Annotated in this window: 18 protein-coding genes; 8 read left to right on the forward strand and 10 right to left on the reverse strand. The window is 72.0% G+C overall.

The genetic code is table 11. The annotated features are described in order from the left end of the window. Positions 1-80: 80 nt before the first annotated feature. Positions 81-683 (reverse strand): LysE family translocator, encoded by a 603-nt coding sequence (locus AB0C38_RS32465; protein WP_360680904.1) that lies wholly within the window; start codon positions 681-683, stop codon positions 81-83. 134 nt (positions 684-817) lie between these two features. On the opposite strand from AB0C38_RS32465, the gene AB0C38_RS32470 reads away from it, so the two are divergent. Then, positions 818-1,456 carry a class I SAM-dependent methyltransferase gene (locus tag AB0C38_RS32470; protein ID WP_360681080.1) on the forward strand — a complete coding sequence of 213 codons (639 nt, stop codon included), beginning with the start codon at positions 818-820 and terminating at the stop codon, positions 1,454-1,456. Here the strand turns inward: AB0C38_RS32470 and AB0C38_RS32475 are convergent. Together AB0C38_RS32475 and AB0C38_RS32480 are read right to left on the reverse strand one after the other, a co-directional pair. Continuing rightward, positions 1,453-2,412: an LLM class flavin-dependent oxidoreductase gene (locus AB0C38_RS32475; RefSeq protein ID WP_360680906.1), complete on the reverse strand. Its 960-nt coding sequence runs from the start codon at positions 2,410-2,412 to the stop codon at positions 1,453-1,455. The genes AB0C38_RS32470 and AB0C38_RS32475 overlap by 4 nt on opposite strands. An 11-nt stretch (positions 2,413-2,423) precedes the next feature. Then, positions 2,424-2,942, reverse strand: coding sequence for an N-acetyltransferase (locus AB0C38_RS32480; RefSeq protein ID WP_360680907.1), 519 nt, complete (start codon positions 2,940-2,942; stop codon positions 2,424-2,426). 89 nt (positions 2,943-3,031) lie between these two features. Between AB0C38_RS32480 and AB0C38_RS32485 the strand changes: the two genes are divergently transcribed. Both AB0C38_RS32485 and AB0C38_RS32490 read left to right on the forward strand, forming a co-directional pair. After that, positions 3,032-4,078, forward strand: a complete 1,047-nt coding sequence (locus AB0C38_RS32485; protein ID WP_360680908.1) for a hypothetical protein — start codon at positions 3,032-3,034, stop codon at positions 4,076-4,078. Next, positions 4,075-7,335, forward strand: coding sequence for a CHAT domain-containing tetratricopeptide repeat protein (locus AB0C38_RS32490; protein ID WP_360680909.1), 3,261 nt, complete (start codon positions 4,075-4,077; stop codon positions 7,333-7,335). The genes AB0C38_RS32485 and AB0C38_RS32490 overlap by 4 nt, the downstream gene beginning before the upstream one ends. 79 nt (positions 7,336-7,414) lie before the next feature. On the opposite strand, the gene AB0C38_RS32495 is transcribed toward AB0C38_RS32490, so the two are convergent. After that, on the reverse strand, positions 7,415-11,140 hold the full coding sequence (locus tag AB0C38_RS32495) for a multifunctional oxoglutarate decarboxylase/oxoglutarate dehydrogenase thiamine pyrophosphate-binding subunit/dihydrolipoyllysine-residue succinyltransferase subunit (protein WP_360680911.1): 3,726 nt from the start codon (positions 11,138-11,140) through the stop codon (positions 7,415-7,417). A gap of 258 nt (positions 11,141-11,398) precedes the next feature. On the opposite strand from AB0C38_RS32495, the gene AB0C38_RS32500 reads away from it, so the two are divergent. Next, positions 11,399-11,671: a hypothetical protein gene (locus AB0C38_RS32500; protein WP_360680913.1), complete on the forward strand. Its 273-nt coding sequence runs from the start codon at positions 11,399-11,401 to the stop codon at positions 11,669-11,671. Here AB0C38_RS32500 and AB0C38_RS32505 read toward each other — a convergent pair. The 4 genes from AB0C38_RS32505 to AB0C38_RS32520 form a co-directional block, all read right to left on the reverse strand. Beyond that, positions 11,668-12,222, reverse strand: a complete 555-nt coding sequence (locus AB0C38_RS32505; protein ID WP_360680914.1) for a DUF4291 family protein — start codon at positions 12,220-12,222, stop codon at positions 11,668-11,670. The two genes, AB0C38_RS32500 and AB0C38_RS32505, sit on opposite strands and share 4 nt — an antisense overlap. 162 nt (positions 12,223-12,384) lie before the next feature. After that, positions 12,385-16,131 (reverse strand): ABC transporter ATP-binding protein, encoded by a 3,747-nt coding sequence (locus AB0C38_RS32510; RefSeq protein WP_360680916.1) that lies wholly within the window; start codon positions 16,129-16,131, stop codon positions 12,385-12,387. A 110-nt stretch (positions 16,132-16,241) separates the two neighbouring features. After that, positions 16,242-17,123, reverse strand: a complete 882-nt coding sequence (locus AB0C38_RS32515; protein ID WP_360680918.1) for an ABC transporter permease subunit — start codon at positions 17,121-17,123, stop codon at positions 16,242-16,244. Beyond that, on the reverse strand, positions 17,123-18,142 hold the full coding sequence (locus AB0C38_RS32520; protein WP_360680920.1) for an ABC transporter ATP-binding protein: 1,020 nt from the start codon (positions 18,140-18,142) through the stop codon (positions 17,123-17,125). Before AB0C38_RS32520 ends, AB0C38_RS32515 begins: the two co-directional genes overlap by 1 nt. Positions 18,143-18,605: 463 nt before the next feature. On the opposite strand from AB0C38_RS32520, the gene AB0C38_RS32525 reads away from it, so the two are divergent. The 3 genes from AB0C38_RS32525 to AB0C38_RS32535 are packed head-to-tail and all read left to right on the forward strand — an operon-like array spanning position 18,606 to position 21,792. Then, positions 18,606-19,283 (forward strand): response regulator transcription factor, encoded by a 678-nt coding sequence (locus AB0C38_RS32525; RefSeq protein ID WP_360680922.1) that lies wholly within the window; start codon positions 18,606-18,608, stop codon positions 19,281-19,283. Next, the gene (locus AB0C38_RS32530; RefSeq protein WP_360680924.1) at positions 19,276-20,634 is read left to right on the forward strand and encodes an ATP-binding protein; all 1,359 of its coding nucleotides are present in this window, start codon (positions 19,276-19,278) and stop codon (positions 20,632-20,634) included. The genes AB0C38_RS32525 and AB0C38_RS32530 overlap by 8 nt, the downstream gene beginning before the upstream one ends. A gap of 45 nt (positions 20,635-20,679) precedes the next feature. Continuing rightward, positions 20,680-21,792: an acyltransferase gene (locus AB0C38_RS32535; protein WP_360680926.1), complete on the forward strand. Its 1,113-nt coding sequence runs from the start codon at positions 20,680-20,682 to the stop codon at positions 21,790-21,792. A 2-nt stretch (positions 21,793-21,794) separates the two neighbouring features. Here the strand turns inward: AB0C38_RS32535 and ald are convergent, their stop codons facing one another. Further along, the gene (gene ald / locus AB0C38_RS32540; RefSeq protein WP_360680928.1) at positions 21,795-22,910 is read right to left on the reverse strand and encodes an alanine dehydrogenase; all 1,116 of its coding nucleotides are present in this window, start codon (positions 22,908-22,910) and stop codon (positions 21,795-21,797) included. Positions 22,911-23,082: 172 nt separating this feature from the next. On the opposite strand from ald, the gene AB0C38_RS32545 reads away from it, so the two are divergent. After that, a complete protein-coding gene (locus tag AB0C38_RS32545) occupies positions 23,083-24,015 on the forward strand; it encodes a zinc-binding dehydrogenase (protein ID WP_360680930.1) in 933 nt (310 codons plus the stop codon). Positions 24,016-24,369: 354 nt separating this feature from the next. Here AB0C38_RS32545 and AB0C38_RS32550 read toward each other — a convergent pair whose 3' ends face one another. Continuing rightward, positions 24,370-25,923 carry a helix-turn-helix domain-containing protein gene (locus tag AB0C38_RS32550; RefSeq protein ID WP_360680932.1) on the reverse strand — a complete coding sequence of 518 codons (1,554 nt, stop codon included), beginning with the start codon at positions 25,921-25,923 and terminating at the stop codon, positions 24,370-24,372. Between the last annotated feature and the right edge of the window lie 9 nt (positions 25,924-25,932).

Here is a 25,932-nt window from a genome sequence, read left to right on the forward strand (position 1 = left end):
AAAGGATCCTGGCCGGAGCAGGGGTTCTCCACCCTGGGGCCGGCCGCCGGCTTCGGGGTAGCGCAGGCGCTACCCCTCGGTCAGTCGAGGGCCAGCTTGATGCCGAGGCCGATGAAGATGCCGCCGGTGGCGACCTCGATGCGGCGCTGGTTCTTCTTCCGGCGCACCCATCCGCCGACCCGGCCGGCGAGCACTCCGACGGCGCCGTCGACGAGGAACTCGAACACGATCATGATGGCGCCGAGGATCGCGAACTGCAGGGCTACGTGCCCCCGCGCGGGGTCGATGAACTGCGGGAGGAAGGCGATGGTGAAGGTGACCATCTTCGGGTTGAGCAGGTTGGTCAGCAGACCGCTCAGGTAGGCGCGGTCGGCGGGTTTTTCGACGAGCGGCTTGCGGTTCCGGATGGCCTGGACGCCGAGGTGGATGAGGTAGGCGGCGCCGGCGATCTTGACGACGGTGAACGCGACGGGAACGGCGGCGAAGAGGGCGGCGAGCCCGGCCGCGGCGACAGCGACGTGGATGGCTTCGCTGGTGGCGACCCCGGCGGTGGCCAGAAGCCCGGCTTTCGGGCCGCCGCGCATGCCGCAGCCGAGGATGAAGAGCATGTCCGGGCCCGGCGTGACCATCGCGACGATGGTGGTGAGGACGAAGGCCAGGAGGAGGTGCGGGTCGACCGGCATGAGCCGATCCTGACACGCGGGCCGCGCCCGGCGAACTTGTTTTCGGCTCCGGTCGCGCTGCCATGATGGATCACGTGACCACCGACTACGACAGCTTCGCCGAGGCGTACGCGGCCGAGAACGAAACCAGCCTCATGAACGCCTACTACACGCTGCCCGCCATCTTGGACCTGGCCGGGGACGTCGCAGGGCGGCGGATCCTCGACGCCGGCTGCGGCTCCGGCCCCCTGTTCGCCGCGCTGCGGGATCGCGGCGCCGTCGTGACCGGCTTCGACTCCAGCGCCGGGATGGTCGAGTCGGCTCGCCGCAAGCTCGGCGCCGGTGCCGCTCTCCAAGTCGCCGACCTGGGCGAGCCGCTCCCGTATCCCGACGGCGCGTTCGACGACGTCGTCGCCGCCCTGGTCCTGCACTACCTGGAGGACTGGGCCGCGCCGCTGGCCGAACTCCGGCGCGTGCTCAGGCCCGGCGGCCGGCTGATCATGGCCGTCAACCACCCGCTGCTCCACAAGCTGGTTCACCCCGAGGGCGACTACTTCGCGACCACCCAGTGGTCCGACGAGTACGTCTTCAGCGGCCAGAAGGCCGTGCTCACCTTCTGGCACCGGCCGCTGCACGCGATGACCGACGCCTTCACCGCGGCCGGCTTCCGCACCGCCGTGATCAGCGAACCGCCTTTCGCGCCGGAAGCCCGCGAACTCTTCCCCGACGAGCTCGCGAAATTCCCCTCCGGCGCCTTCTTGGGTTTCCTGTTCTTCGTCCTCGAGGCCGGCTAACGACGTAAGGCGGCCGCGACCCGGCCGGCGTCCTCGACGCCCCGCTCCGGCGGCTCTTCCGGCAGCGGCAGCAGGACCACCGACCCGCTCCCGGCCTCGTGCAGCGCGCGCACCGCGGCCACGCACTGGTCCAGGTCCCCGCAGACCGCCAGCCGCGAGATCCACTCCGGCCGCAGCCCGGCCGCCAGCTCGTCCACAGTGGACGCCGAATCGACCAGCTCCAGCAGCTCCGCGGCGAAGGGAAGGCCCTCGACCTGCACCCGCGCCCCCGGCGTCAACGACTCCGCCACGGTCAGCCGCGCCCGCGAAGGATCACCCAACGCCAGCCAGTTGTACGTCACCAAAGCGTGGTTGCCGTCGGCGGCGATGCCTGCCAGCGCCGTCCGCACGTACTCCGGCGGCGACGGCTCGGCCAAGATCGTGCCGTCCGCGGACTTCCCCGCCACCGCCAGCGACTTCGGACGGCGAACCCCCGCCAGCACCGGCGGCACCTCGACCGGCGGGAACACCAGCTCCACCTCGTCCAGCGAGACGTGCCGGCCCTGCATCGACACCCGATCGCCCGCCAGCAGCCGGCGGACCGCCACCAGCGTCTCCTCCAGCGCCGCCAACGGCGAAGCCGGGTACGCGCCGATCTGGCGCATCCACGACGCCACCCCGTGGCCCAGCCCGCCGATCAGCCGGCCCGGGTGCAGCTCCGCCAGTGCCGCCAGCTCCATCGCCGCGATCGCCGGGTTGCGGGCCACCGCGGGCAGGACGCCGATGCCCACCTTGATCGTCGACGTCGCCGCCAGCGCCGTCGCCACGGTCGCGATCCCCGCCGCCCAGAAACAGTCCTCGACCAGCCAGACCTCGTCGAGACCCGCGGCCTCCGCCTGGCGGGCCAGCTCGACCAGCCGGGACGGTGGCTGCTCGCGGTTGATCCGGACGCCGACGGACGAGCTCGGTGCGTACATGCGAAGGCTCCTCAGATCCGGGAAAACGCCGGCGCGTACTCGAACGCGCCCGCCTGCGTGGGTTTGTAACCGGTGAGCGTCCGGGCCTGGAAGTGCTTGCCCCAGACCGGATCCGGCGCCGTGATCGAGAGCGTCGACGCCGTGACGAAGCCGAACCTCCCGTAGTACGCCGGGTCGCCGAGCAGGACGACCAGGCCGTACCCGAGCGCGTCCGCCGCGCCGAGCACCGCGTGCACCAGCGCCGATCCGACGCCGGTCGCCTGGTGCCCGGGGAGCACGCCGAGCGGCCCCAGCCCGACCGCCGACGTCGTGTCTTCGCCGATCCGGGCCCGGCTGCAGCACACGTGCCCGGCGAGCTCGCCGTCGCGCACGGCCACCAGCGACAACGCGTCGAGCAGGTCACCGTCCGCGCGCAGCTCGTCCACCAGCGGTGCCTCGACCGGGGTGACGCCGGGTTCGCGCCGGAACGCCTCGCTGTGGATCGCGTGCACAGTGGTCCGGTCGGCGGGCGTCTCGCGGCGGATCAGCATGCCCGCCACCTTGCCGCGAACCGGCCGCGGGCGAAAGCCGATTTCGCCCGTCCACCCTAGAATCGGTCCCAACCGGACGAGGGGAAACGATGGGGATTCGGGAGCTGGTCGACCGCGTGGTCAAGCGGGAGGCCGAGGGCATCGTCGCCGTGGAGGTTCCGTCGGTGGACCCCGGACCGGCGCCGGAGTTCGCGCCCGGCCAGGTCTACCTCGAAGTCCGCCTCCAGCAGATGTGGCTGACCCGCGCGCGCGAGCTGTGGCGCGAGTACCTGCCGTTCGGGACGATCGTCACCGAGTTCGCCCACCGGGGGAACACCGTCGCGGTGCCGACGGTGCTCAGCAGCGCCGAGCTGGCCCGCCGGTTCCAGGTCACCGGCGCCGACGACGCCGTCGAGATCGCCAACGTCCGGGTCGCCGGGCCGGTCCCGTACGAAGGCGACGAGGTCAGCCTGCTGGTCGCGCTGTTCCGGGCCAAGACCACGGACTGGATCGCGCGCTCGCTGAAGGTCGTCGAAGACGTCGCGTCGGCGGTCGGGTTCGGCGGGCTCGCCGGCGCCGTGCCGCTGGCGTCGTCGCTGATCCGCGGCATCGAGTCGTTCCTCGAGTCCCCGGACGTCGAACTGCGCGTCGGCGCCTACCGGTCCTGGCAGAAGGGCTTCCAGCCGCTGAACTACTGCGTGATGCGCCGGCCGCGCACCACGACGTCGGCGGCGGAACTGGCGTCGCTGCGCGTCGCCGACGGGCGGCTGCACCGGCTCCTCGCCGACGGCGTCACGCTGGTGCCCTACACCGAGCACGACTTCATCCTGGTCAGCGTCGAAGCGAAGACCGAGCGCGACGACTACCGCAAGCTCGCCTTCTACCCGCTGTGGGAGCGGACGAAGGAGCAGGTGATCGCGGGCGAGCTCGGCGCCGCCCAGCGCAGCTGGCGCAAGACCGCCGGGGCGATCTTCACCGACGACCTGACGCGGCCGCAGCAGGAAGTCCTCTTCGCCGAGTACCAGCGGCTGTACGGCGAGCTGGTCGAGCGCTTCTCGGACCTGGAGCTGGCGGAGTACCGCGGCGCGACGGCCGAGTCCGCGGCGGCTCCGGTCGTCGACGACCCGCTCGCCATCCTCCGGGCGGCCGGGGCGTGACCGCGCCGACGGAAGCGGACCTGCAGCTGCTGGGCCTGATCCAGCACGTCCACGGGCTCCTGGGCCAGGGGCGTCACCAGGACGCCTACGGGGCCCTGATGAGTGGGCTCGAGCTCGCGGAGGCCGAGTCCGCCGACCCGCTCGCCGTGTTCGCGTTCTACCGGCTGCTCGGCCAGGCCGCGCGTCAGGCCCGGCAGTTCGACGACGCGCGGAAGGCGTACGCGCTCGCCTTCGGGATCGCCCGGGAGCTCGAAGACCTCAACGCGGCCAGCGCCGCGCTCGAAGGGCTCGGGCTGGTGGAGCGGGCCGACGAGCGGCTGCCCGAAGCGGACGAGTACCTGGCCGAAGCCGTCAAGGCGGCCCAGGCGTCCGGGGACGCCGACGGCTACCGGGCCGCCCTGCAGAACCACGCGATGGTGCTGTCCCGGCGCGGGGACCCGCGGGCGGTCGAGCGGTACGAGGAGGCGCTGGCCGTCCCGGGGCAAGGGCCGGCGCTCCGGGCCATCACCACCGACAACCTCGCCGAGGAGCTGCGCCGGCAGGGCCGGGTCGAGGAGTCCGTCGCGAAGACGCGCGAAGCCGCGACGATGTTCCGCGAGGCCGGCGCGGGCTACGACGAGTTCGTGGCGCTGCACAACCTCGCCCTGCGCGCCCGCGAGGTCGACGCCGAAGCCGCGACGCGGGCCTTCGTCGACGCCCACGACCTCATCCACCGGCTGCACGCCGACGTCGACGTCGAGCGCTACACGACCGGGCACGAGGAGACGGTGCGCCGGATCGAGCAGCGGACCCAGGAGAAGTTCGCCGCGGAGCACTCCGACGGCGAGACGGTGCTCGAGATCGGGCTCTTCGCGAACACCGCGTCCGACGCCACCGAAGAGGGCGAACGGCTGCTGGGCCGGCACCGGTACGCCGACGCCGAGCGGCTCCTCCGGCAGGCCGAGGCGGGGTGGCAGCACCTCGACGCCGTCCACTGCCTGCCGCGGGTCTGGAACAGCCTCGGCTACCTGTACATGGAGACCGGCGACCACGAAGCGGCGTGGCAGTACCTGGAACGCGCGAAGCAGTACGCGAACCAGCTCGGCGACGCCCGGCGCGAGCTGATCGCCCTGGTCAACCAGTGCAGCCTCAGCCGGCGGTTCGAGGGCATCCCGCCGCAGAAGGCCCTCGAACTCCTGGCGCGGGCTCGCGGCCTGCAGGCGTTCGTCCGCGACCGGCAGGCCGAGCGGCTGACCGGCGTCGACCTGACGGAGCCGCAGCGCGAAGAGCTCGCGAGCATCGCCGACGGTGGTGTCCTCGACGGCATCGCCGCCGGGATCGCGGCCGAGCACGGCGCCGTCGAGCTGGAGGAGCGGTACCTGCGGCGCTTCGTCGCGGCCGGGCAGCGGGCGGCCGACGACCTGCCGGGACGGTACGCGAGCCGGCGCGCCCGGCTCATGCACTTCCTGTTCCGGGAGGGGAAGACCGAGGAGGCCACGGAGATCGCCACGCAGCTCGAAGCGTCGCTCGCGGTCACCCCGGACGTCGCGCTGGAGTTCGTCGTCAACACCGTGCTCGGCGGGCTCGCCTTCGCGGACGGGGGGTGGACCGAAGAGACGCTGCAGCGGCTGGAACGGGCCTGCGCCGCCCATTCGGAGCTGCGGCGGAGCGCGGTCGACGTCGGGGAGGTGGGCCGGTTCGGGGTGTACGTCGAGCCGCCGTACGCGCAGGCCGTCGAGGTCGCGATCGACCTCGGACTCGCCGAGCGGGCCTTCGAGCTGGTGCAGGCCGCGAAGTCCCGCGCCCTGCTCGACGCCGTGCGCGACCGGCCGCCGGTCGTCGACGATCCGCTGGCGGCCGAGGAGGCGCGGCTGTGGGAGCGGCTCGTGCGGCTGCGCACGCGCTCACTCGGCGAAGAGCTCTCCCCGCGCGAGCGCGTCGCCCGGCTCTTCGATGTCGACAAAGAGATCGAAGACGTCCGCGGCCGGCTCGAGGACGTCTGGGATCGACTCCCGCCGGATGTCCGATTGCACCGGATGGCGACGCCGTCCACCGGGCCGGACGTGCGCGCGCTGCTCTCGCTGCGCGGGGAACGGACGCTGCTCGAGTTCTTCACCGGCGACAAGGGCATCTACGTCTTCACGGTGGCCGCCGGGGAAATCGGGGTCCGGCTGGTCGTCGCGGCCGACGACCCGGATCTGGCCGAGTTCGGCCGGCTGCTGAACGACGACGACCCGCGCGGCCTCGACCGCCTGCTCGCCCAGCCCGTGTACCAGCGGCTGGCGCGGCTCGTCGGGGACATCCGCACCGATGTGTACGTCGCGCCTCACGGCGTCCTGCACCTGGCGTCGCTGCACCTCGTGCCCGGCGAGGACGGCGGTATCGAGCCGCGGCCCGGGACGTTCGTGGTGCCCAGCGCGTCCCTGCTGCGCGCGGCGCACAGCGGGTCGTGGGCGCGGCGGTCGTCACTGGTCATCGGCGGCGACCCGCTCGGCGACCTGCCGTTCGCGCGGGCGGAAGCGGCCGGCGTCGCGGCGCGGCTGGGCGGCGAGGCGCGCCACGGCGGCGACCTGACCTTCGACTGGCTCGCCGGCGCCCTCGACGGCACCGCGCGCCTGGTGCACCTGGCCTGCCACGCCGTGTTCGACGAGGCCCGGCCGGAACGCTCGGGCCTGCTGCTCGCGCATCCGGAAGGGGGGCCGGACCGGGTGACGCTGTCGCGGCTGGCTTCGCTGGACTGGTCGGGCGCGCTCGTCGTGCTCGGCTCCTGCCAGAGCGGCAAGCACCGGGTCCGGACCGGCGACGAGCTGACCGGCATCGCGAGCACCCTGCTCGCCGCGGGAGCGACGGCGCTGGTCAGCACGTTCCGCCCGGTCCCGGACCTCGCGACGGCGGTGCTCATGCTCTGGTTCCACGACCGGCTCGGCGCGGGCGGTGACTGGTCGCTGGAAGCGGTGAGCACGGCGTTGACCGACGCCCAGCGTCGCGTCGCCGCGGCCAGTGCCAAGGAGGTGCTGACCTGGGTCGTCGACCGGGTGGCCGCCGGCGAGCTGGACCTGGCGCTGGCCTACACGCTGCTTTCGGTGGCGCACCGGGCGGCGGGGAACGTCGAGGAGTTCGCCGCCTGCCGGCACCGGCGTCAGCAGCTCCGCGATGTGCCCGCGGACGAAGCGGCGGCGGACATCGCCCGCCAGCGCGCGCTGGGCCCGGGCTACGCCGAGCGGCCCTTCCGGGCGGCGGCGAACTGGGCGCCGTTCTCGATCACTTCGGGCGGCTGATCTCCCCGGAAAGCCGTGAAGGCCACCTTGAGTGACTAAGTTAAGTCACTCAAGGTGGCCTTCACGCACCATCAAGCGATCAGTCGAACGCCTTCGAGATCAGCGCCTTCTGCTCCACCTCGTGCACCTTCGACGAGCCGGCCGACGGCGCCGCCATCGGGCGTCGCGAGACGACCTGCAGGCCCGAGAGCAGCTCCGGGAACTTCCGGGGCAGGTTCAGGCCGAAGAACGGCCACGCACCCTGGTTCTCCGGCTCCTCCTGGACCCACGCGACCTCGGTCGCGTTCGTGTAGCGCTCCAGCGCCGCCACCAGCTTCTTCTTCGGCAGCGGGTAGTACTGCTCGATCCGCACGATCGCGACGTCGTGCGCCTCGCGCTTGGTCCGCTCCGCGACCATCTCCCAGTACAGCTTCCCGGAGGTCAGCAGCACCTTGCGGATCTTCGACGGGTCCGGCGTGACGTCGTCGATGACCGACATGAACCGGCTCTGGCCGGTGAAGTCGGCGGTCGGCGACGTCGCGGCCTTGTTGCGCAGCATCGACTTCGGCGTGAACACCACCAGCGGGCGCTGGATGCCGTCGAGGGCGTGCCGGCGCAGCAGGTGGAAGTAGTTCGCCGGGGTCGACGGCACCGCCACCGTCATCGAGCCCTCCGCGCACAGCGAGAGGAACCGCTCGATGCGGCCGGACGTGTGGTCCGGGCCCTGGCCCTCGTGGCCGTGCGGCAGCAGCAGCACGACGTCCGAGCGCTGGCCCCACTTGGCCTCGCCGGAGGAGATGTACTCGTCGATGACGGTCTGCGCGCCGTTGACGAAGTCGCCGAACTGCGCTTCCCACATGACCAGCGACTCGGGGTTGGCCACCGAGTAGCCGTACTCGAAGCCGACGGCCGCGTACTCCGACAGCGCCGAGTCGTAGATCATCACGCGGCCCTGGCCGTCGGCCAGGTTCTGCAGCGGCGAGTACTCCTGGCCGGTTTTGCGGTCGATGAACACCGAGTGCCGCTGGGTGAACGTGCCGCGGCGGGAGTCCTGGCCGGACAGCCGGACGAGACGGTCCTCCATCGCCAGCGACCCGAACGCCAGCAGCTCGCCGAACGCCCAGTCGATGTCGCCTTCGCGGGACATCTTGTGGCGTCGCTCCATGACCGGCTTGACGCGCGGGTGCGGCGTGAAGCCCTCCGGCACGTTCACGAACGCGTCGCCGATGTGCTCCAGCGTCTCGGTGGTGATCGCCGTCGCCACCTTGGCCGGCACCTGCTGCTCCTCCTCGACCGAGGGGCTCGCCTTCGCCGGGTGCTTCTCCAGCTCCCGGACCTCGTTGAAGACGTGCTCCAGCTGGCTTGAGAAGTCGCGCAGCGCGGCCTCGGCCTCTTCGACGGAGATGTCACCGCGGCCGATCAGCGACTCGGTGTAGGTCTTCCGCACCGAACGCTTCGTGTCGATGATGTCGTACATCGCCGGCTGCGTCATCGAGGGGTCGTCGCCCTCGTTGTGGCCGCGGCGGCGGTAGCAGATCAGGTCGATGACGACGTCCTTGTGGAACGCCTGCCGGTACTCGACGGCCAGCTTGGCCACCCAGTGCGCGGCTTCCGGGTCGTCGCCGTTCACGTGGAAGATCGGCGAGCCGATCATCTTCGCGACGTCGGTGGCGTATTGGCTGGAGCGCGAGTGCTCCGGCGCGGTCGTGAAGCCGACCTGGTTGTTGACGATCACGTGCACGGTGCCGCCGGTGCGGTACCCGCGCAGCAGCGACAGGTTCAGCGTCTCGGCGACGACGCCCTGGCCCGCGAAGGCCGCGTCGCCGTGCATCAGGACCGGCAGCACGGTGTAGCCCTCGCCGCCCTTGTCCAGGAGGTCCTGCTTCGCGCGGACGATGCCCTCGAGCACCGGGTCCACGGTCTCCAGGTGCGACGGGTTCGCCGTCAGGGAGACCTTCGTCTCGCCGTCGCCGAACATGCGGAAGTACTTGCCCTCGGCGCCGAGGTGGTACTTCACGTCACCGGAGCCGTGCGCCTGGCCCGGGTCGAGGTTGCCCTCGAACTCCTGGAAGATCTGGCTGATCGGCTTGCCGACGATGTTGGCCAGGACGTTCAGCCGGCCGCGGTGCGGCATGCCGATGACGACCTCGTCGAGCTCGTGCTCGGCGGCCTTGTCCAGCAGCGTGTCGAGCAGCGGGATCGCCGTCTCGCCGCCTTCGAGCGAGAACCGCTTCTGGCCGACGTACTTGGTCTGCAGGAACGTCTCGAACGCCTCGGCGGCGTTCAGCTTCGAGAGCACGTACTTCTGGACCGCGGGGTCCGGCTTCTCGTGCGGGATCTCGACGCGCTCCTGGATCCAGCGGCGCTCCTCGGGGTCGAGGATGTGCGTGTACTCGATGCCGACCGTGCGGCAGTACGAGTTCCGCAGCACGCCCAGGATGTCGCGCAGCTTCATCCGCTCCTGGCCGGCGAAGCCGCCGACCGGGAACTCGCGGTCGAGGTCCCACAGGGTGAGGCCGTGGCTCAGCACGTCGAGGTCGGCGTGGCTGCGCTGTCGGTAGTTCAGCGGGTCGGTGTCGGCCATCAGGTGGCCGCGCATCCGGAACGCGTCGATGAGCTCGATCACGCGGGCGGTCTTGTCGACCGGGCCCTCGGGGATGTCGGCGACCCAGCGGATCGGCTCGTACGGCAGGCGCAGGCTGGTGAAGACGTCGTCGTAGAAGCCGTCTTCGCCGAGCAGCAGCTGGTGGATGCGCTTGAGGAACTCGCCGGACTCCGCGCCCTGGATGATGCGGTGGTCGTAGGTCGAGGTCAGCGTCATGATCTTGCTGATGCCGAGGTCGACCAGCGTCTTCTCGCTGGTGCCCTCGAACGCCGCCGGGTACTGCATGGCGCCGACGCCGATGATGGCGCCCTGGCCGGCCTGCAGGCGGGGCACCGAGTGGTTGGTGCCGATGCCGCCCGGGTTGGTCAGCGAGATCGTGGTGCCGGCGAAGTCGTCCGCGGTGAGCTTGTTGTTGCGGGCCTTCTTGACGATGTCCTCGTAGGCCTGCCAGAACTGCAGGAAGGACATGTCTTCGCAGCCCTTGACCGAAGCCACGACGAGCGTGCGGGAGTTGTCCTTGCCCTTCATGTCGATCGCGAGCCCGAAGTTGACGTGCTCCGGCGTGATCGCGAACGGCTTACCGTCGATCAGCTGGTAGTGCCGGTTCATGTTCGGGTAGTTCTTCAGCGCCCGCACCATGGCGTAACCGATGAGGTGCGTGAAGGAGATCTTGCCGCCGCGGGTGCGCTTCAGGTGGTTGTTGATGACGATGCGGTTGTCGGCCATCAGCTTCGCCGGGACCGCGCGCACGCTGGTCGCGGTGGGGACGCTCAGCGAGGCGTCCATGTTCTTCGCGATGGCCGCCGCGGCGCCGCGGAGCTGCTTCGACTCCGGCTCGTCCTTCTTCGCTTCGGTCTTCGGCTCGGCCTTGGCCGCGGCCGGCTTCGGCGCTGCCTTCTGCTCCGGCTTCGGGGCCGCCTTCGCGGGCGCCGCCGTGGCCGGGGCCGACTTGGTCGCCGACTGCTTGGCCGCCGACTCGGCGTTCCGCACCGCCCCGGCCGACGGCTGGGAGGCCTGGCCGTTGGTGGCGGTCTTGACGTCGGACTGCTGCTGCCGGGCGGTGTCCGCCTTGGCCTGCGCGTTCTGCGTCGGCTTGAAGTCCGCGAAGAAGTCGTGCCATGCGGCGTCGACTGAACTGGGGTCTGCGAGGAACTGGTCGTACATCTCTTCGACCAGCCACTCGTTGGGGCCGAACTGTGACGCAGGGCTGCTGCTGGACACGGCTTGGGCTCGCCTCTATCCGTCTCGATCTCGATCATGAATCCGCTGATGCGCCTACCAGGCTAACCCCCTCGATGACCGGCTTGTGATGGAACCGGCCTGTGTGAGGCGTGGCGCACTAGGGGATCGGTCACTGACTCGATCAAGATGTGCTAAGGGAACCTTAAGCCCTGTACCCGGTACAGGGTTCCCGGGCTTTTCCGCCGGGGTTCGTCCCGTGGTCCGGGGACGTTCACCGCGGCGGGGTCCACTGGGCGGATGTGGCTGGTCGAATGTCCTTCGTTCTGGGACCAGGGCCTGGTGCGGCCGCTGGTGACGGAGTCCGGCGCGGTCGTCCTGAGGTGCGACTCGTGCGAGGCGGTCTGGCCGACCCTGGCCGACTTCGAGTCGTTCGAGCACGTGGAGCCGGACGAGCCGGACTGGCAGGTCGGGGCCGGGGTCCACGTGCGGCCGGGGACGGTCCGGTGGGCCGCGCGACCGGACGTCGAGGCGGCGGGGATGGGGTCCCTGAAGTGGCGGGCGCTGCCTTAGCCGGTGGCGTCGACGGCCTTGGCGAGCTCTTCGGACAGCTCGTACGGGGGCTCGTGGGGGACGAGCTTCACGGCCTTGTGCAGCTGGTCGGTGGCCAGGAGGCCGGAGATGTCGCGCATCACCGGGGTGACGTCGGTGATCGCGGTGATCCATTCGTCGACGTAGTGGCCGGTGGCTTCGCCGCTCAGGCCGATCCGGATCGCTTCGAAGTTCAGCGCCGTGTGGTCGAGGTCTCGTTCCGCGTCCCACTGGACGAGCACCGGACCCCCGCCGGCCGAACGAGAGAGAGCCCACTCGAAGCCGTCGCGGGTGAGCTCGACAGCCAGGATGCGTTCCCGGCCGGGCTTGCTCCCGTTCCCGCTGTCGTAGGCCGCCCAGCGGAACGACGGCACGAGCCACGTGGTGCCGGCCCGCTCGAACGGGGGGACGAAGGTCTGCTTCTCGAGCGCGGCGTCGGCGACCGCGGGCGAGCAGGCCTGGTAGACCCGGACGGTCGTCCCGGTCTGCGCCGCGCGAACCTGCCGGTCGGGGACCCGCTTCTCTTCGAACATGCCTGCCATGCTCCCAGCGCGAGGCGACCGCGGCCACGAAACTTCGCGCGACCGAACCCGTGACCCGCGTGATTGGGGACGAAAGTCGCGTGATCGGGGCCGGAACTCGCGAGTTCCGGCTCCCATCACGCGAGTCACGGGCCTGAGCACGCGAGTTACGGGTCAGCCGAGGGACCAGAGGCGGGCGTAGAGGCCGTTCGCGGCCAGCAGCTCCTCGTGGGTTCCCGTCTCCGCGATGCGGCCGTGGTCCAGGACCACGATGCGGTCCGCGCGGGCCGCCGTGGCCAGGCGGTGGGCCACCACGAACGTCGTGCGGCGGCGGGACACGTGTTCGGTCGCGCGGAGGACCGCCGCCTCCGTCGACGGGTCCAGGGCCGCCGTCGCCTCGTCGAGCAGCAGGACGTCCGGGTCGACCAGCTCCGCCCGGGCCAGCGCCACCAGCTGACGCTGACCCGCCGACAGCGACCGGCCGCGTTCGCCCACCGGCTGCAGGAAGCCCGCCGGCAGGGCCGCGACGCCGTCGAACGCGCCCACCGCGCGCACCGCCGCCTCCACCTCGGCGTCGGTGGCCGCCGGGCGGCCGTAGCGGACGTTGTCCGCCACCGTGCCCGAGAACAGGTGCGCCTCCTGCGGCACCACGCCCATCCGGCGCCGCAGCCCGGCTAGGTCGTACTCGCGGACGTCCGTGCCGTCGATCCGGACCTCGCCGCCGGTGACGTCGTAGTAGCGCGCCACCAGCTTCACCGCCGTCGACTTCCCCGCGCCGGTCGCGCCGACGAGCGCGACCGTCTCCCCGGCCGCGACGTCCAGCGAGAACTGCTCCAGCGCCTTCCCCTCGGTGCCGGTGTAGGAGAAGTCGACCTCCTTGAACGACACCTCGCCGCGCAGCCGTTCAGGCGTCGCGACGGCGTTCTCCGCCGCCGGCACCGACGTCGGCGTCCGCAGCAGGTCGCCGATCCGGTCCAGGCCGACGCGGGCCTGTTGGTAGCCGTCGAACACCGACGACAGCTGCTGGATCGGCGAGAAGAACTGCTGCAGGTACAGCAGGAACGCGAGCAGCACGCCGGCCGACAGCGTCCCGGCCGAGACGCGGTTCGCGCCCGCGACCAGCACCGTCGTCGTCGCCAGGTCGGACAGCAGCGCCACCAGCGGGAAGTACGTCGCGACGTACCGCTGCGCCCGCAGCCGCGAGCGCCGGTAGTCGTCGCTGCGCGAAGCGAACGCCTCCGCGGAGCGGTCTTCGCGCGTGTACGCCTGGGCGACGCGCAGGCCGCTCATGTTCTCCTGCATGTCCGCGTTGACGAGGCTGACCCGCTCGCGGGCCTCGTTGTACGCCTTCGACGCCGCCCGCCGGAAGATCACCGTGGCCACCGCCAGCACCGGCACCATCGCCAGCGCGAACAGCGCCAGCCCGGCGTCGGTGACCAGCAGCGCCGCCGTGATCCCGGCCAGCGTCAGCGCGCTGACCACCGCGGTGGCCAGGCCGGTCTGCAGGAACGTCGAGAGCGCGTCGACGTCCGTCGTCATCCGGGTCATGATCTTCCCGGACAGCTCCCGCTCGTAGTAGTCGAGCCCGAGCCGCTGCAGGTGCGCGTAGCTGCGGACGCGCAGCGCGTACAGCACCGTCTCGCCGACCCGCGAGGTCAGGCGCGTCTGCGCGAACACCACCAGCCAGTCGGCCGCGATCACCGCGGCGCCGATCCCGGCGGCCAGCCAGATCGTCCACTCCACGCCCGCCCGGACGCCGTGGTCGACGCCGAACTGGTACAGCCCCGGCAGCGCGATCGACGCCAGCGCGTCCGCCGCCACCAGCCCGACCACCAGCGCCAGGGGCCAGCGGACCGGCCGCAGCAGCCGCGCCAGCCGGAAACCGGGGTCGGGCGCGGTGACGTCCACATCGGACATCCGCGGCTCGTCGACGGCGGCCGGGAGGTTGCGCACGCCTTCGATCAGCTCCGGTGTCGGCGGCACGTCGAGGCCGCCGCCCCCGCCGGCGAACCCGCTGTTGGTGGGGTTTCCGCTGCGCTGCCGCGCCGCGTCGGCCAGGTCGTCGACCTCGTCACGGCTCTCGTCCCGCGGCCACAGCGCCCGCGTGACCCCGGCCGGGCCGCAGTCCAGGCCCTCGCAGCGGTGCTTCTCCTCGACGTCGTCGCCCGGGCCCGCGACCAGCTCGCGGAACAGCGGGCAGCGCGCCATCAGCTCGTCCTCGGTGCCGACGTCGACGACGCGGCCCTCGTCCAGCACCGCGATCCGGTCGGCCAGGGCCAGCGTCGAGCGCCGGTGCGCGATCAACAGCGTCGTCCGGCTCGCGGTGACCGAGCGCAGGGTGTCGTGGATCGCCGCCTCGGTGACGGTGTCGATGGCCGACGTCGCGTCGTCCAGGATCAGGATCCGCGGGTCGGTGATCAGGGCCCGGGCCAGCCCGAGCCGCTGCCGCTGACCGCCCGACAGCGTCAGCCCGCGCTCGCCGACCAGCGTGTCGTAGCCGTCGGGCAGGACGCGGATGAACTCGTCCGCCTCCGCCGCGCGCGCGGCGGAGGCGATCTCTTCGTCGCTCGCGTCCGGGCGGCCGTACGCGATGTTGTCCCGGATCGAGGAGGAGAACAGGAACGCCTCCTCGAACACCACGCCGATCGCCTGCCGCAGCTGCCGCAACGGGACGTCCCGGACGTCGAGGCCGCCGACCCGCACCGAGCCCGCGTGCACGTCGTAGAACCGGGGCAGCAGCAGGGAGATCGTCGACTTCCCGGAGCCCGCGGTGCCGACCAGCGCGAGGGTCTCGCCCGGGTTCGCGGTGACCGAAAGCCCGGCCAGCACCGGGTCGGTCCGCGTGTAGCCGAACCGGACGTCGGCCAGCTCCACGCCGAGCGGCCCCGCCGGCAGCGGCCGCGCGTCGGGGGAGTCCACGACCTCCGGTTGCGCGTCGATCAGCTCGTACACGCGCTCGGCGCCGGCGCGGGTCAGCTGGGCCTGCACGACCAGGCCGGACAGCATCCGGGCCGGGCCGATCAGCGTCGCGAGGTAGGTCGCGAAGGCGAGGAAGGTGCCGAGGGTGATCGAGCCGTTCAGCGCGAGGACACCGCCGATGCCGAGCACGGCGACCTGGCCCGCGGCGGGCAGGGCCGCAGTGGTCGCTGTCGGCACCGCGGACAGCTTCGCCGCGCGAAGCCGCTCCCCGAACAGCTTGCGCGCGGTCCCTTCGAGCTTCGAGACCTCCCGCGTCTCCTGGCCGAAGCCCTTCACGACGCGGACGCCGGTGACAGTCTCCTCGACCTGCTGCGCGACGTCCGCCGCGCGCTGCTGCGCCGACCACGTCGCCGGGAACAGGCGCTTGCGGCTGCGGGCGATGACGATGCCGACCGCGGGCGTGACGACCAGCGCGATCAGCGTCAGCACCGGCGACATCCACAGCATCGCCGCGAACGACAGCAGCGCGAAGATCACCGAGCCGAACGAAAGCGGGACCTGCATCAGGATCCCGGTCACCAGCTGCAGGTCGGAGATGGCCCGCGAGACGACCTGGCCGGTGCGCAGCGCGTCCTGCTTGCCGCCGTCGAGGCGCGAGACCGCGTTGAAGACGCGCTGGCGCAGGTCGTGCTGGACGTCGAGGGCGAGCTTGCCGCCGAAGTACCGGCGCAGGAACGCCGTGGCGAACGCGACCAGCTGCAACGCCACCAGGAACACGGCGATCCCGGGCAGCGCACCAGTCTGCCCCGCCACCGCGTCGTCCACCGCCGTGCGCACCAGCAGCGGGCTCGCGGCCTGCACACCGACGCTGAAGACGGCGGCGACCAGCGACAGCACGACCGTGGCGCGGTGCTCCCAGGCCGCGGCGGACAGCCGGCGGACCCAGCCGACGGTCTCAGCGGGTGGGAGCTCTTGACGGGTGCGGGGAGGAGCGATGGTCACGTTGTCACACTAAGCGCCGCCACCGACAAAATATTTCCCCGAAAGCCGCGAAGGCCGGGTTGAGGGACTTAGTTAAGTCTCTCAACCCGGCCTTCAACGGAACGCAGGAACTACGTGATGTCGCGCTTCTGGTTGCCCGCCCAGCCGAGGCCGAAGAACACCATCGTCCACGCGAAGAAGATCAGCGCCGAAGCCCACCACGAGATCACGCCCGGTGCGCCCGCCGCGAGCTGCAGGCCCAGCTGCGACCAGTGGTCGACCCCGCCCGGGAGGTTGAGTGAGTTGATCCCGAACGCGTCCGCCGCGATCCCGCCCACGATCCCGTTGGCGGTGCCGTTCGGCAGGATCCCGCCCAGGATGTCGGCCGGGCCCCAGAGCGCGATCACCAGGACGTTCTCCACGATCAGGAACCACACCAGGAACAGCACGACCGCCAGCGGCACGTTGCGCAGCACCGCGCCGAACCCGATGCCGAACAGCGTCACCAGCACCGCGGCCAGGATCGTCCCGCCGAGCGCGGCCAGCCACTGGCCCGCGCTGGGCCACCGGCCGGAGTCGACCGACGACATCACCGCGATCGCCGAGACGCCGAAGCTGACCAGGCCGTAGATCGCGCCCCACGCCACGTACGTGAGCATCTTCGCGGTCAGCGCCGCGATCCGGTTCGGCGCGGTCAGGAACGTCGTCGTGATCGTCTTGCTGCGGTACTCGCCGGCGAGCGCGAAGACCCCGAACAGGCCGGGGACGAGCTGCGCGATGTTCACGCCGTGCGCGAACGCCAGCAGCCCGACCGGCAGCTTGCTCGCGTCCAGGCCGACCGCGCCCGCGACCTCGCGCGCGTCGCTCGAGCCGATGAAGTCCGCGAAGTCGTTGGTGATCTTGCCCCAGACGAACGTCAGCCAGAACGCCACCAGCGCCAGCGGGATCAGCAGCACCCACCACGTGTTCAGCGAGAGCGTCTTGCGGAACTCCGCCTTGATCAGGTTGCCCATCACTGCTGCGGTCCTCCCCAGTACTGCTGCTGTTGCGGGCCCGACGGCGGATACCCCGGCGGCGGCGGGCCCTGGTACTGCGGCTGCTGCGGCGGGTAACCCGGCCCGCCGGCGAACTGACCCTGCGTCAGCTGGAAGAACATCCGCTCCAGGTCGGCGTGGTCCTCCTGCATCCCGTAGACGGCGATCCCGGCCTTCGCGGCGATGTCACCGATCTGCTGGACGCTCGACCCGGCGACCGCGACCCGGCCGTCCGGCGTCGGCGAAACCCCGGTGATGCCGTTGTCCTGCAACGCCTTCACGAGCGCGGACGGATCCGCCGGCTGCACGAGCACCCGCGACTGCTGGCTCTTGCGCAGCTGCTCGAGCGGGCCGAAGTAGCGCGTGACGCCCTGGCTGATGATCACGACCTGGTCGATCAGCTGCTCGACCTCGTTGAGCAGGTGGCTCGACACCAGGACCGTCCGCCGCTGCTCCCGCGCGTACGAGCGCAGGAAGTTCCGCAGCCACAGGATGCCTTCCGGGTCGAGGCCGTTCGTCGGCTCGTCCAGCACCAGCACCTGCGGGTCACCCAGCAACGCCGTCGCCAGCGCCAGCCGCTGCCGCATGCCGAGGGAGAACCCGCCGGCCTTCCGGTCCGCGGCACTGCCCAGCCCGACCAGGCCGAGCACCTCGTCCGCGCGCCGGTCCGGCACCCCGATGGCCGCCGCGTACACACGGAGGTGGTTGCGCGCCGTGCGGCTCGGGTGGAAGCCCTCGTTCTCCAGCACCGAGCCCACCACCCGCGCCGGGTTCCCGAGCTGCGAGTGCGGCCGCCCGTTGATCGTCGCCGTACCCGCGGTCGGCGTCACCAACCCGAGCAGCATCCGCAACGTCGTCGTCTTGCCCGCGCCGTTCGGGCCCAGGAAGCCCGTCACCGAACCCGGTTCGACCGTGAAGCTGAGGTTCTGCACCGCGTTCACCGCGCCGAACTGCTTGCTCAGGTTCTGCACCGCAATCCGGCCACTGCCGTCGTGCATACCGTCCCCTAACGTTCCCGCTGATGCGGCGTCATCCTGCCCTACCCGCGCCGCCCGCGCGCACGGAACGGCCGAACCCGCCAGAAGCGACGTTCGTCACGTTCCGCTACCGGCCGCGGTCGCCGGGCGTGCCCGTTGCACGGCGCTGACCAGAGGTTTCGCGTCCGGACTTACCGGAGGGTCAGATCAACTTGGTAAAGAATTCGTTCGACTTGCCGACCCGGTGCAGCAAAGTCCGGCCGAGACCTCTAAGCTAGAACGTGGCGGCCCGCTCCCAATGACCCCCAGGTTGGTTGAGCGGGTCGCCGCTTACGTTCCGGGCTTCGCCCTTCACTTCAGCCTCGTCTCCCGGGGGCCGAGCCCCCGGACCCCCACGGTGCCTCTGGCCCAGCTCCCAGCGTTGTCCGGTCGGGCGCGTGCCGGCTGAGTGGGTGGGGGCAGGTTCCTGTGGCATCGTGGCGCGGTGCGGATCTTGCTCGTGGAAGATGAACGGCGGCTCGCCGAAGCGCTGCGGGCCGGGCTCGGGGCCGAGGGCTATGCCGTCGATGTCGCCCACAACGGGCGGGACGCGCTCTGGCTCGCCACCGAGCACCCCTACTCCGCCATCATCCTCGACATCATGCTGCCCGGCCTGAACGGCTATCGCGTCTGCCGGCGGCTGCGCGACCAGGGCGACTCGACTCCCATTCTCATGCTCACCGCCAAGGACGGCGAGGACGACGAGATCGAGGCCCTCGACACCGGCGCCGACGACTTCCTGCCCAAGCCCTTCTCCTACGGTGTCCTGCTCTCCCGGCTGCGCGCCCTCATCCGGCGTGGCGGCGCCACCCGGCCGGGGGTCCTCAAACTGGGTGATCTCGAGCTCGACCAGGCCGGCCGGACGTGCCGCCGCGGGACCGCCGACATCACCCTCACCGGCAAGGAGTTCGCCCTCCTCGCCTACCTCATGCAACGGCCCGGGCAGGTCGTCACCAAGGCCGAGCTGCTCGACAACCTCTGGGACTTCGCCGCCTCCGCGACCGCCAACCTGGTCGAGGTCCACGTCAGCGCGCTGCGGCGCAAGATCGACGTGCCCTTCGGCGCCGAGACCATCCGGACGGTCCGCGGCGCCGGCTACCACGTGGTGCCGGCGGGTGCGTAGCTTCCTGCGCTCCACGCGCTTCCGCGTCGCGGTGACGGCCTTCGCCGCCTCGGCCGCGGCGCTCGGGGCCATGTCGGTCTGGTTCGTGCTCCAAGCACAGGGCCGCCTCGAAAACGCGGCCACGCAGATCGCCTACGCCCGCGCCCAAGCGCTCGTCCAGCTGCTGAACACCGGTGCCCGGCCCACCGACCTGGCGCTGCTCGTGCGCGACTCGATCTTCGAGGTCACCGACCGGTCGGGGAACCGGGTGGCGTCCTGCCCGGCCCTGCGCGGAGCCACGCTGGCCGCGTACGACGCCGAAGTCACGCTCCCGCCGTACGTGATCGACCGGGCCGACCCCGCGTCCGTCGGCTGCGCCCCCGAGCTGGCCGGCCTCGACGAACACCTGACCCTGCACGTCATCCACGAGGTCAGCGGCGACAGCAAGTACGACGTCTACGCCGGGGTGCGGATCGATCCCGAAGGCCAGGCCGCCGTCGACTCTGTCCGCACCGTCCTCACCTTCGGTGTCCCTGCCGTCGCGCTCCTGATCGGCGTGATCGCGTGGCTCGCCGTCCGCCGCTCGCTGCGCCCGGTCGAGGCCATCCGCGGCGAGGTCGCCGAGATCGGCGCGCACGACCTGGGCCGCCGGGTCCCGGCCCCGCGCACCGGTGACGAGATCGCGCGCCTCGCCGGGACGATGAACACCATGCTCGCGCGGCTCGACGAGGCTGTCACCCGGCAGAGCCGGTTCACCTCCGACGCGTCGCACGAGCTGCGCACCCCGCTCGCCTCCCTGCGGACGCAGCTCGAAGTGCTGCTGGCCCACCCCGACCGGCTCGACTGGCGGCACGCCTGCGAGAACGCGCTGCTCGACGTCACCCGACTGCAGGACCTCGTCGCCGACCTCGTGCTGCTCGGCAAGCTCGACCACGCCGGACCGGACCGGCTCGAACCCGTGGCCCTGTCCGAGGTGGCGGACGCCGTCGTCGCGGGCCGGACGGGCGTCGACGTCGAGGTGACCGGGACGCCGGTGGTGCACGGCCACCGGTCGCGGCTGGAACGGCTCGCCCGCAACCTCGTCGACAACGCCCAGCGGCACGCGGCGTCCCGGGTCGCCGTCGAGGTGTCCGCTGTGGACGGATGGGCTGTGCTGTCGGTCACCGACGACGGGCCCGGCATCCCCGAGGCGGACCGCGAGCGCGTCTTCGACCGCTTCGTCCGCCTCGACGACGCCCGCGCCAGTGACGACGGCGGATCCGGGCTGGGCCTGGCGATCGTCGCCGACATCGCCCGCGCGCACGGCGGCACCGCCGCGGTCGAAGGCGCGAGCCGGTTCGTCGTCCGGCTTCCGGAGCTGAAGACGTCTTAAGCTCGCTTCAGGCTGCGTTCAGCGTCCGGGACCGACGCTGCGGCCATGATCATCTCTTGGCGGCCCCTCGAGCACGCCGAATACCGGTCGTCGTCGTGGTTCCCGGGCCTGACCGGCGTGCGCGCGCTCGCCGCGCTGGCCGTCGTGTTCTTCCACTACGGCGGCCCGGTCGTCGACCGGCTGCAGGGCTGGATCGCCGTCCAGCTGTTCTTCGTGCTGTCCGGCTTCCTCATCACCACGCTGGCGCTGCGCGAAGAGGAGCGCACCGGCCGGATCTCGCTGCGCGGCTTCTACGTCCGCCGCGTCTTCCGGATCATGCCGGTGTACTTCCTGCTGCTCGGCCTGACGGCGCTGGCGGTGACGCTCGCCGGCGCCTACCAGAGCAGCAGGCTCTCGGACGCGATGCCGTTCTATCTGACCTTCTTCAACGAAGTCGTCGACTACAACACGCCGTACCCGACGTCGTGGTCGCTGGGCGTGGAGGAGAAGTTCTACCTCGTCTGGCCCGCGCTGCTCGTGCTGACGTCGTTCGCCCGCACCGGCAAGACCGCGCTGCGCCTGCTGATCGGCGCGGGCGCGGCAGGCGTCGTGCTCGGCGTCCTGCCGCTGGCGCCGTCGCACCAGTGGGCCAGCCTGGCCGTGCACTACGGCTCGCTGGTCGTCGGCTGCCTGCTCGCGCTGGCGCTGCACCACCCGCGCGGGTTCGCGGTGCTGCGGCCGCTGACCAGCCCGGCCGCGGCGGTGCTGGTCGCGCTCGGGTTCTGCGTGCTGCAGCTGTCGGTCAAGCCGCTGGGGCAGGCGCTCGGCGGGTACTGGCAGTTCGTCGTCCCGATCTACGCGGTGGGCGCGGCGCTGCTGCTCGTGGCGGCGATTGCGCAAGGTCCGGTGCGGAGGCTGCTCGCGAGCCGTCCGCTCACCTACATCGGTGACCGGTCCTACGCGCTCTACCTGGCGCAGACCGGCGCCGCGGGCGTGACCGGCCTCCTGCTGCCGTCGGGCCTCGCCAAGGCCGTCGCGACGTCCGCCGTCGCACTGCTCTTCGCGTGCGGCCTGCGCCGGTGGGTCGAGCTGCCGGCGATCGCGTTCGGCCGTCGGCTGGTGGCGAAAGGGGAGCGGGCCCCTGCCGAAGAACGACAAAGGCCCGCCCGGGTGCGATGAGGTCAGGCGAGGACGGTCGCCAGCGCCGTGTGGGGCAGGTCGTGAGCGACCGCGACCGGGCCGTTCGTCAGGGCCCCCGCGTGCGTGTTGAGGCCCTTCGCCAGCGCGGCGTCGGCCTGCAGCGCGGCCTTCCAGCCGTGCTCGGCCAGCTGGACCGCGTACGGCAGCGTGACGTTCGTGAGGCCGTAGGTCGACGTCCGGGGCACCGCGCCCGGCATGTTCGCGACGCAGTAGAAGACGGACTCGTGCACGGTGTAGGTCGGGTCGTCGTGCGTGGTCGGGCGCGAGTCGGCGAAGCAGCCGCCCTGGTCGATCGCGATGTCGACGAGCACGCTGCCGGCCTTCATTCGCGAGACGAGCTCGTTCGAGACCAGCTTCGGCGCCTTCGCGCCCGGGACCAGCACCGCGCCGATGACCATGTCGGCCTGCAGCACGGACTCCTCGACCGACAGGCGGTTCGACGTCACCGTGCGGATGCGGCCGCCGAAGTCGTTGTCGATCTGGCGGAGGCGGTCGACGTTGGTGTCCAGGATCTCGACGTCCGAGCCGAGGCCCAGCGCGACGCGGGCGGCGTTCAGGCCCGCCACGCCGCCGCCGATCACGACGACGCGCGCCGGGTGCACGCCGGGGATGCCGCCCGGCAGGACGCCGCGGCCGCCGCTCGGCTTCATCAGGGAGAACGCGCCGACCTGCGGGGCCAGCCGGCCCGCGACCTCGGACATCGGGGCGAGCAGCGGCAGCGCGCCACCGGCGGTCTGGACGGTCTCGTAGGCGATCGCGGTGGTGCCGGCGGCCAGTAGCGCGTCGGTCAGCGGCCGGTCGGCGGCGATGTGCAGGTAGGTGAACAGCACCTGGTCGGCGCGCAGCCGGGGGTACTCCTCGGCGATCGGCTCCTTGACCTTGAGGACCAGCTCGCCCTGCGCCCACGTCTCGTCGGCGGTGGCGAGGATCTTCGCGCCGGCGGCGACGTACTCCTCGTCGGTGATGGACGAACCGACCCCGGCGCCCGTCTCGACGAAGACGTCGTGCCCGCGGCCCACCAGCTCGTGCACCCCGGCCGGGGTCAGCGCGACCCGGTACTCGTGCTTCTTGATTTCACGGGGAACGGCGATACGCACGGTCGGCCTCCTGGGTCGGTCTGCGTCCGGAATCGGGGCGGTGGTGCCACTCACGGTGAACCACCCGGACGGCGGTGTCATCGTGCTGAACGGACAGTTTTTCCGGGCAATCGTAGTTCTCAGCGGACAAGTGTGTTGACTTCGACCTCACTGGAGGTTGCAGCGTGAAGCGATGAGAGCTGTGTGGTTGCGGGAGTTCGGCGGGCCGGAAGTACTGGAGCCGGGGGACGCGCCGGACCCGGTCCCCGGGCCCGGTCAGGTGCTGGTGGAGGTGGCGTTCGCGAACATCACGTTCGTCGAGACCCAGGCGCGGGCCGGGACGGGACCGTTCCGTCCGGTGTTGCCGGTCGTCCCCGGCAACGGCGTCGGCGGCGTGATCAGCACGGTCGGCCCGGGCGTGGACCCGGGGCTCGCCGGGCAGCGGGTGGTGACGTCGACCGGCGGCTCCGGCGGGTACGCCCAGCGCGTCGCGGTGGACGCGGCGGCGTTGTTCCCGGTACCGGACGCGCTGGCGCTCGACGCGGCGGTGGCGCTGCTCGCGGACGGCCGGACCGCGACGGGCTTGGTCCATGCCACCAGGGTGCGGCCCGGCGATCGTGTCCTGGTCGAGGCGGCGGCGGGTGGCGTCGGCGGCCTGCTGGTGCAGCTGGCGAAGGCGGCGGGCGCTTCGGTGGTCGGCGCGGCGGGCGGGCCGGCGAAGGTGGCTCAGGTCGTCGGCGCCGACGACGTCGTCGACTACTTGCCTTCCGACTGGGCTCCTGCGGTCGGTGAGGTCGACGTGGTCTTCGACGGCGTGGGAGGGGCGATCGGCACGGCGGCGTTCGGGCTGCTGCGCCCGGGTGGTCGGATGGCGGTGTACGGCTTGGCGGGCGGCTCGTGGGCGGAAGTGTCCGAAGAGGACGCCGCGGCGCGGGGTGTCTCGCTGGTCCGGGGGATCGGCGGGCCGGAGGAGCTGCGGGGGTTCACCGAGTCGGCACTGGCGGAGGCCGCGGCGGGAAGGCTGGTGCCGGTGATCGGGCAGCGGTTCCCGCTGGAGAAGGCCGCGGACGCCCACGCGGCGATCGAATCCCGCACCACGGTGGGAAAGACGCTGCTGGTCGCATGAGCGGATTCGACGGGGCTCCTGAGCGGCCGTCCACCGCACGGGCTGCGTGGAGCGCCGCTCGGAGCGGGGAGTACTCACCGGGGTTTGCAGGCCGCCGGAGCCGGATCACCGCACCCCACCCATCCCTGGGGGACGAGCCCCGCTCAGTCTATCGCCGGCTGCCGACGGTTCGGCCGATGCGCGGGGGCCGGGGCCGAATCCGTCCACAACCGTCGAGGGCTGTGGACAACGCAGTCCGCCGAGGGCACGGCAGCTCCGCCGAGGACACGGCAGCTCCGCCGAGGGCACGGCAGCTCTGCCGAGTGCCACAAAGCGCCGAAAGAGAACGAGAAACCAGGCCGGCCGCGAAGGACCTCAACTCCAGCGCAGCGCGACCAGCTGGGTGATCAGCGCCAGCCGGACATCGGGGTCGTCGAGATCCAGCGGCACCAGCTCGAGGAGCTTGCGCATCCGGTAGCGCAAGGTGTTCGGGTGGATCCGCAGCTCGCGCGCCGCCGCGCGGGGGTCGCCGGGGTGGCGCAACCACTCGTACAGCGTCTCGACGTAGCCGGCCTTGCCCGTCTCGTCGTGCGTGCGCAGGGCGCCCAGCGGGCCGAGCTCCGCGACCTTCGCCCCGGCCGCCGCCGTCGCGCCGCGGTGCAGTGTCAACGCCGTCCAGGCTTCGTCGAAGGTGATCACGCGCTCGTCGAGGAGCTCGGCGCGCAGCAGGCCGAGGGCTTCGTCCGCCTGCAGCCGCGACGCCGAGAGGTCAGCGATCTCGCCGGGCGCGCCCGCGGCGGCCCGGGGAGCGCCGCCGCGTCGAGAGGACGTCGTCGCCAGTGCCTCGCGCAGCTCCTCCCAGCCGCCGGGACCCGGCCGGTCGGGGACCACGGCGTAGAGCAGGCCGGCCAGCTCGGTCGCGACCGGACGGCGGCCGATGCCCTGGGAAAGCCGTTCGAGCAGGGCGAGCCGCAGCCCTTCGGCGTCGCGGCCGTCGCCGCCGGTGACCTCGATGGCGACCACGCGGTGCGGCTCGTCGGACAGGTCCAGCTCGGCCATCGCCTTGCGCGGGTTCGCCCGGCCTTCGAGCACGCCGCGCAGCAGCTCGGCCGACGCGCGGCGCTGCGCGTCGGTGTGCGCGCGGCGGCGCAGCAGGTGCAGCGCGACGACGGGGGCGGCGTCGGCGAACGCGGCCGCGCGCTCGTCGGACACCGGCCCGGCGACCACCGCCCACATCGACCCGAGCAGCTCGCCGCCCATCCGGATCGGCACGATCAGCCGCGGCAGCGTGCCGTCGCGCTGGGCGGGGACGAAGATCGTCTGCCGGCCGCGGGACAGCTCGCGGAACACGCCGCGCGACCGGAACCGCGCGAGCACGTCGTCGGGGATGCGGCGGCCCATGATCGTGGCGACCCGCGCGGGGTCGGTGAGGTCCTGGCGCGCGGAGTAGGCGAGCACGCGGGAGTTGGTGTCCTCGATGGTCACCGGCGCGTCGACGACGGACGCGACGGCGTCGGCCAGCCGGAAGAGGTCGCCGGAGCCGGGGTCGAGGTCCTCGGACTCGTCGGCGAGGGCGTCGAGCACGGTCCGCAGCAGCCACACGAGCTGGGCCCACGACGTCGCGGCGTGCACCTGGACGAGCGCGATCCCACTGGCTTTCGCGGCGCGCTTGACGGCGGGTTTCGCGGCCAGCGGCGGCTTGAGCAGTACGGCGGCGGCGCCCTGTTCGGCACTCCGTTTCACCAGCTGGGCGGCGTCTTCGGGCCCGGTGGTGGCGACGCCGAGCACGAGATCCCCGGCGGCGAGGGTGAGCGCCCCACCGGGCTCGGCGATCACGACATCGGCGACGGCGGGCGAGTCGTCGGGCACCTGGAGCGCGTGGAGCAGCGTCGGACCCACCCGGTCGACCACGCTGCGCACCGAGACCACGAGGTCATT

The organism is Amycolatopsis sp. NPDC048633, assembly GCF_040650695.1.
Taxonomy (GTDB): Bacteria; Actinomycetota; Actinomycetes; order Mycobacteriales; family Pseudonocardiaceae; genus Amycolatopsis.

What these genes read in the sequence shown, in the direction of transcription:
- AB0C38_RS32500 (WP_360680913.1), top strand. Translation starts at nt 11,399, where the DNA reads ATGTGGCTGGTCGAATGTCCTTCGTTCTGGGACCAGGGCCTGGTGCGG.
- AB0C38_RS32515 (WP_360680918.1), bottom strand. Translation starts at nt 17,123, where the DNA reads ATGGGCAACCTGATCAAGGCGGAGTTCCGCAAGACGCTCTCGCTGAAC.
- AB0C38_RS32535 (WP_360680926.1), top strand. Translation starts at nt 20,680, where the DNA reads ATGATCATCTCTTGGCGGCCCCTCGAGCACGCCGAATACCGGTCGTCG.
- AB0C38_RS32545 (WP_360680930.1), top strand. Translation starts at nt 23,083, where the DNA reads ATGAGAGCTGTGTGGTTGCGGGAGTTCGGCGGGCCGGAAGTACTGGAG.
- AB0C38_RS32480 (WP_360680907.1), bottom strand. Translation starts at nt 2,942, where the DNA reads ATGCTGATCCGCCGCGAGACGCCCGCCGACCGGACCACTGTGCACGCG.
- AB0C38_RS32475 (WP_360680906.1), bottom strand. Translation starts at nt 2,412, where the DNA reads ATGTACGCACCGAGCTCGTCCGTCGGCGTCCGGATCAACCGCGAGCAG.
- AB0C38_RS32505 (WP_360680914.1), bottom strand. Translation starts at nt 12,222, where the DNA reads ATGTTCGAAGAGAAGCGGGTCCCCGACCGGCAGGTTCGCGCGGCGCAG.
- AB0C38_RS32485 (WP_360680908.1), top strand. Translation starts at nt 3,032, where the DNA reads ATGGGGATTCGGGAGCTGGTCGACCGCGTGGTCAAGCGGGAGGCCGAG.
- AB0C38_RS32470 (WP_360681080.1), top strand. Translation starts at nt 818, where the DNA reads ATGAACGCCTACTACACGCTGCCCGCCATCTTGGACCTGGCCGGGGAC.
- AB0C38_RS32465 (WP_360680904.1), bottom strand. Translation starts at nt 683, where the DNA reads ATGCCGGTCGACCCGCACCTCCTCCTGGCCTTCGTCCTCACCACCATC.
- AB0C38_RS32520 (WP_360680920.1), bottom strand. Translation starts at nt 18,142, where the DNA reads ATGCACGACGGCAGTGGCCGGATTGCGGTGCAGAACCTGAGCAAGCAG.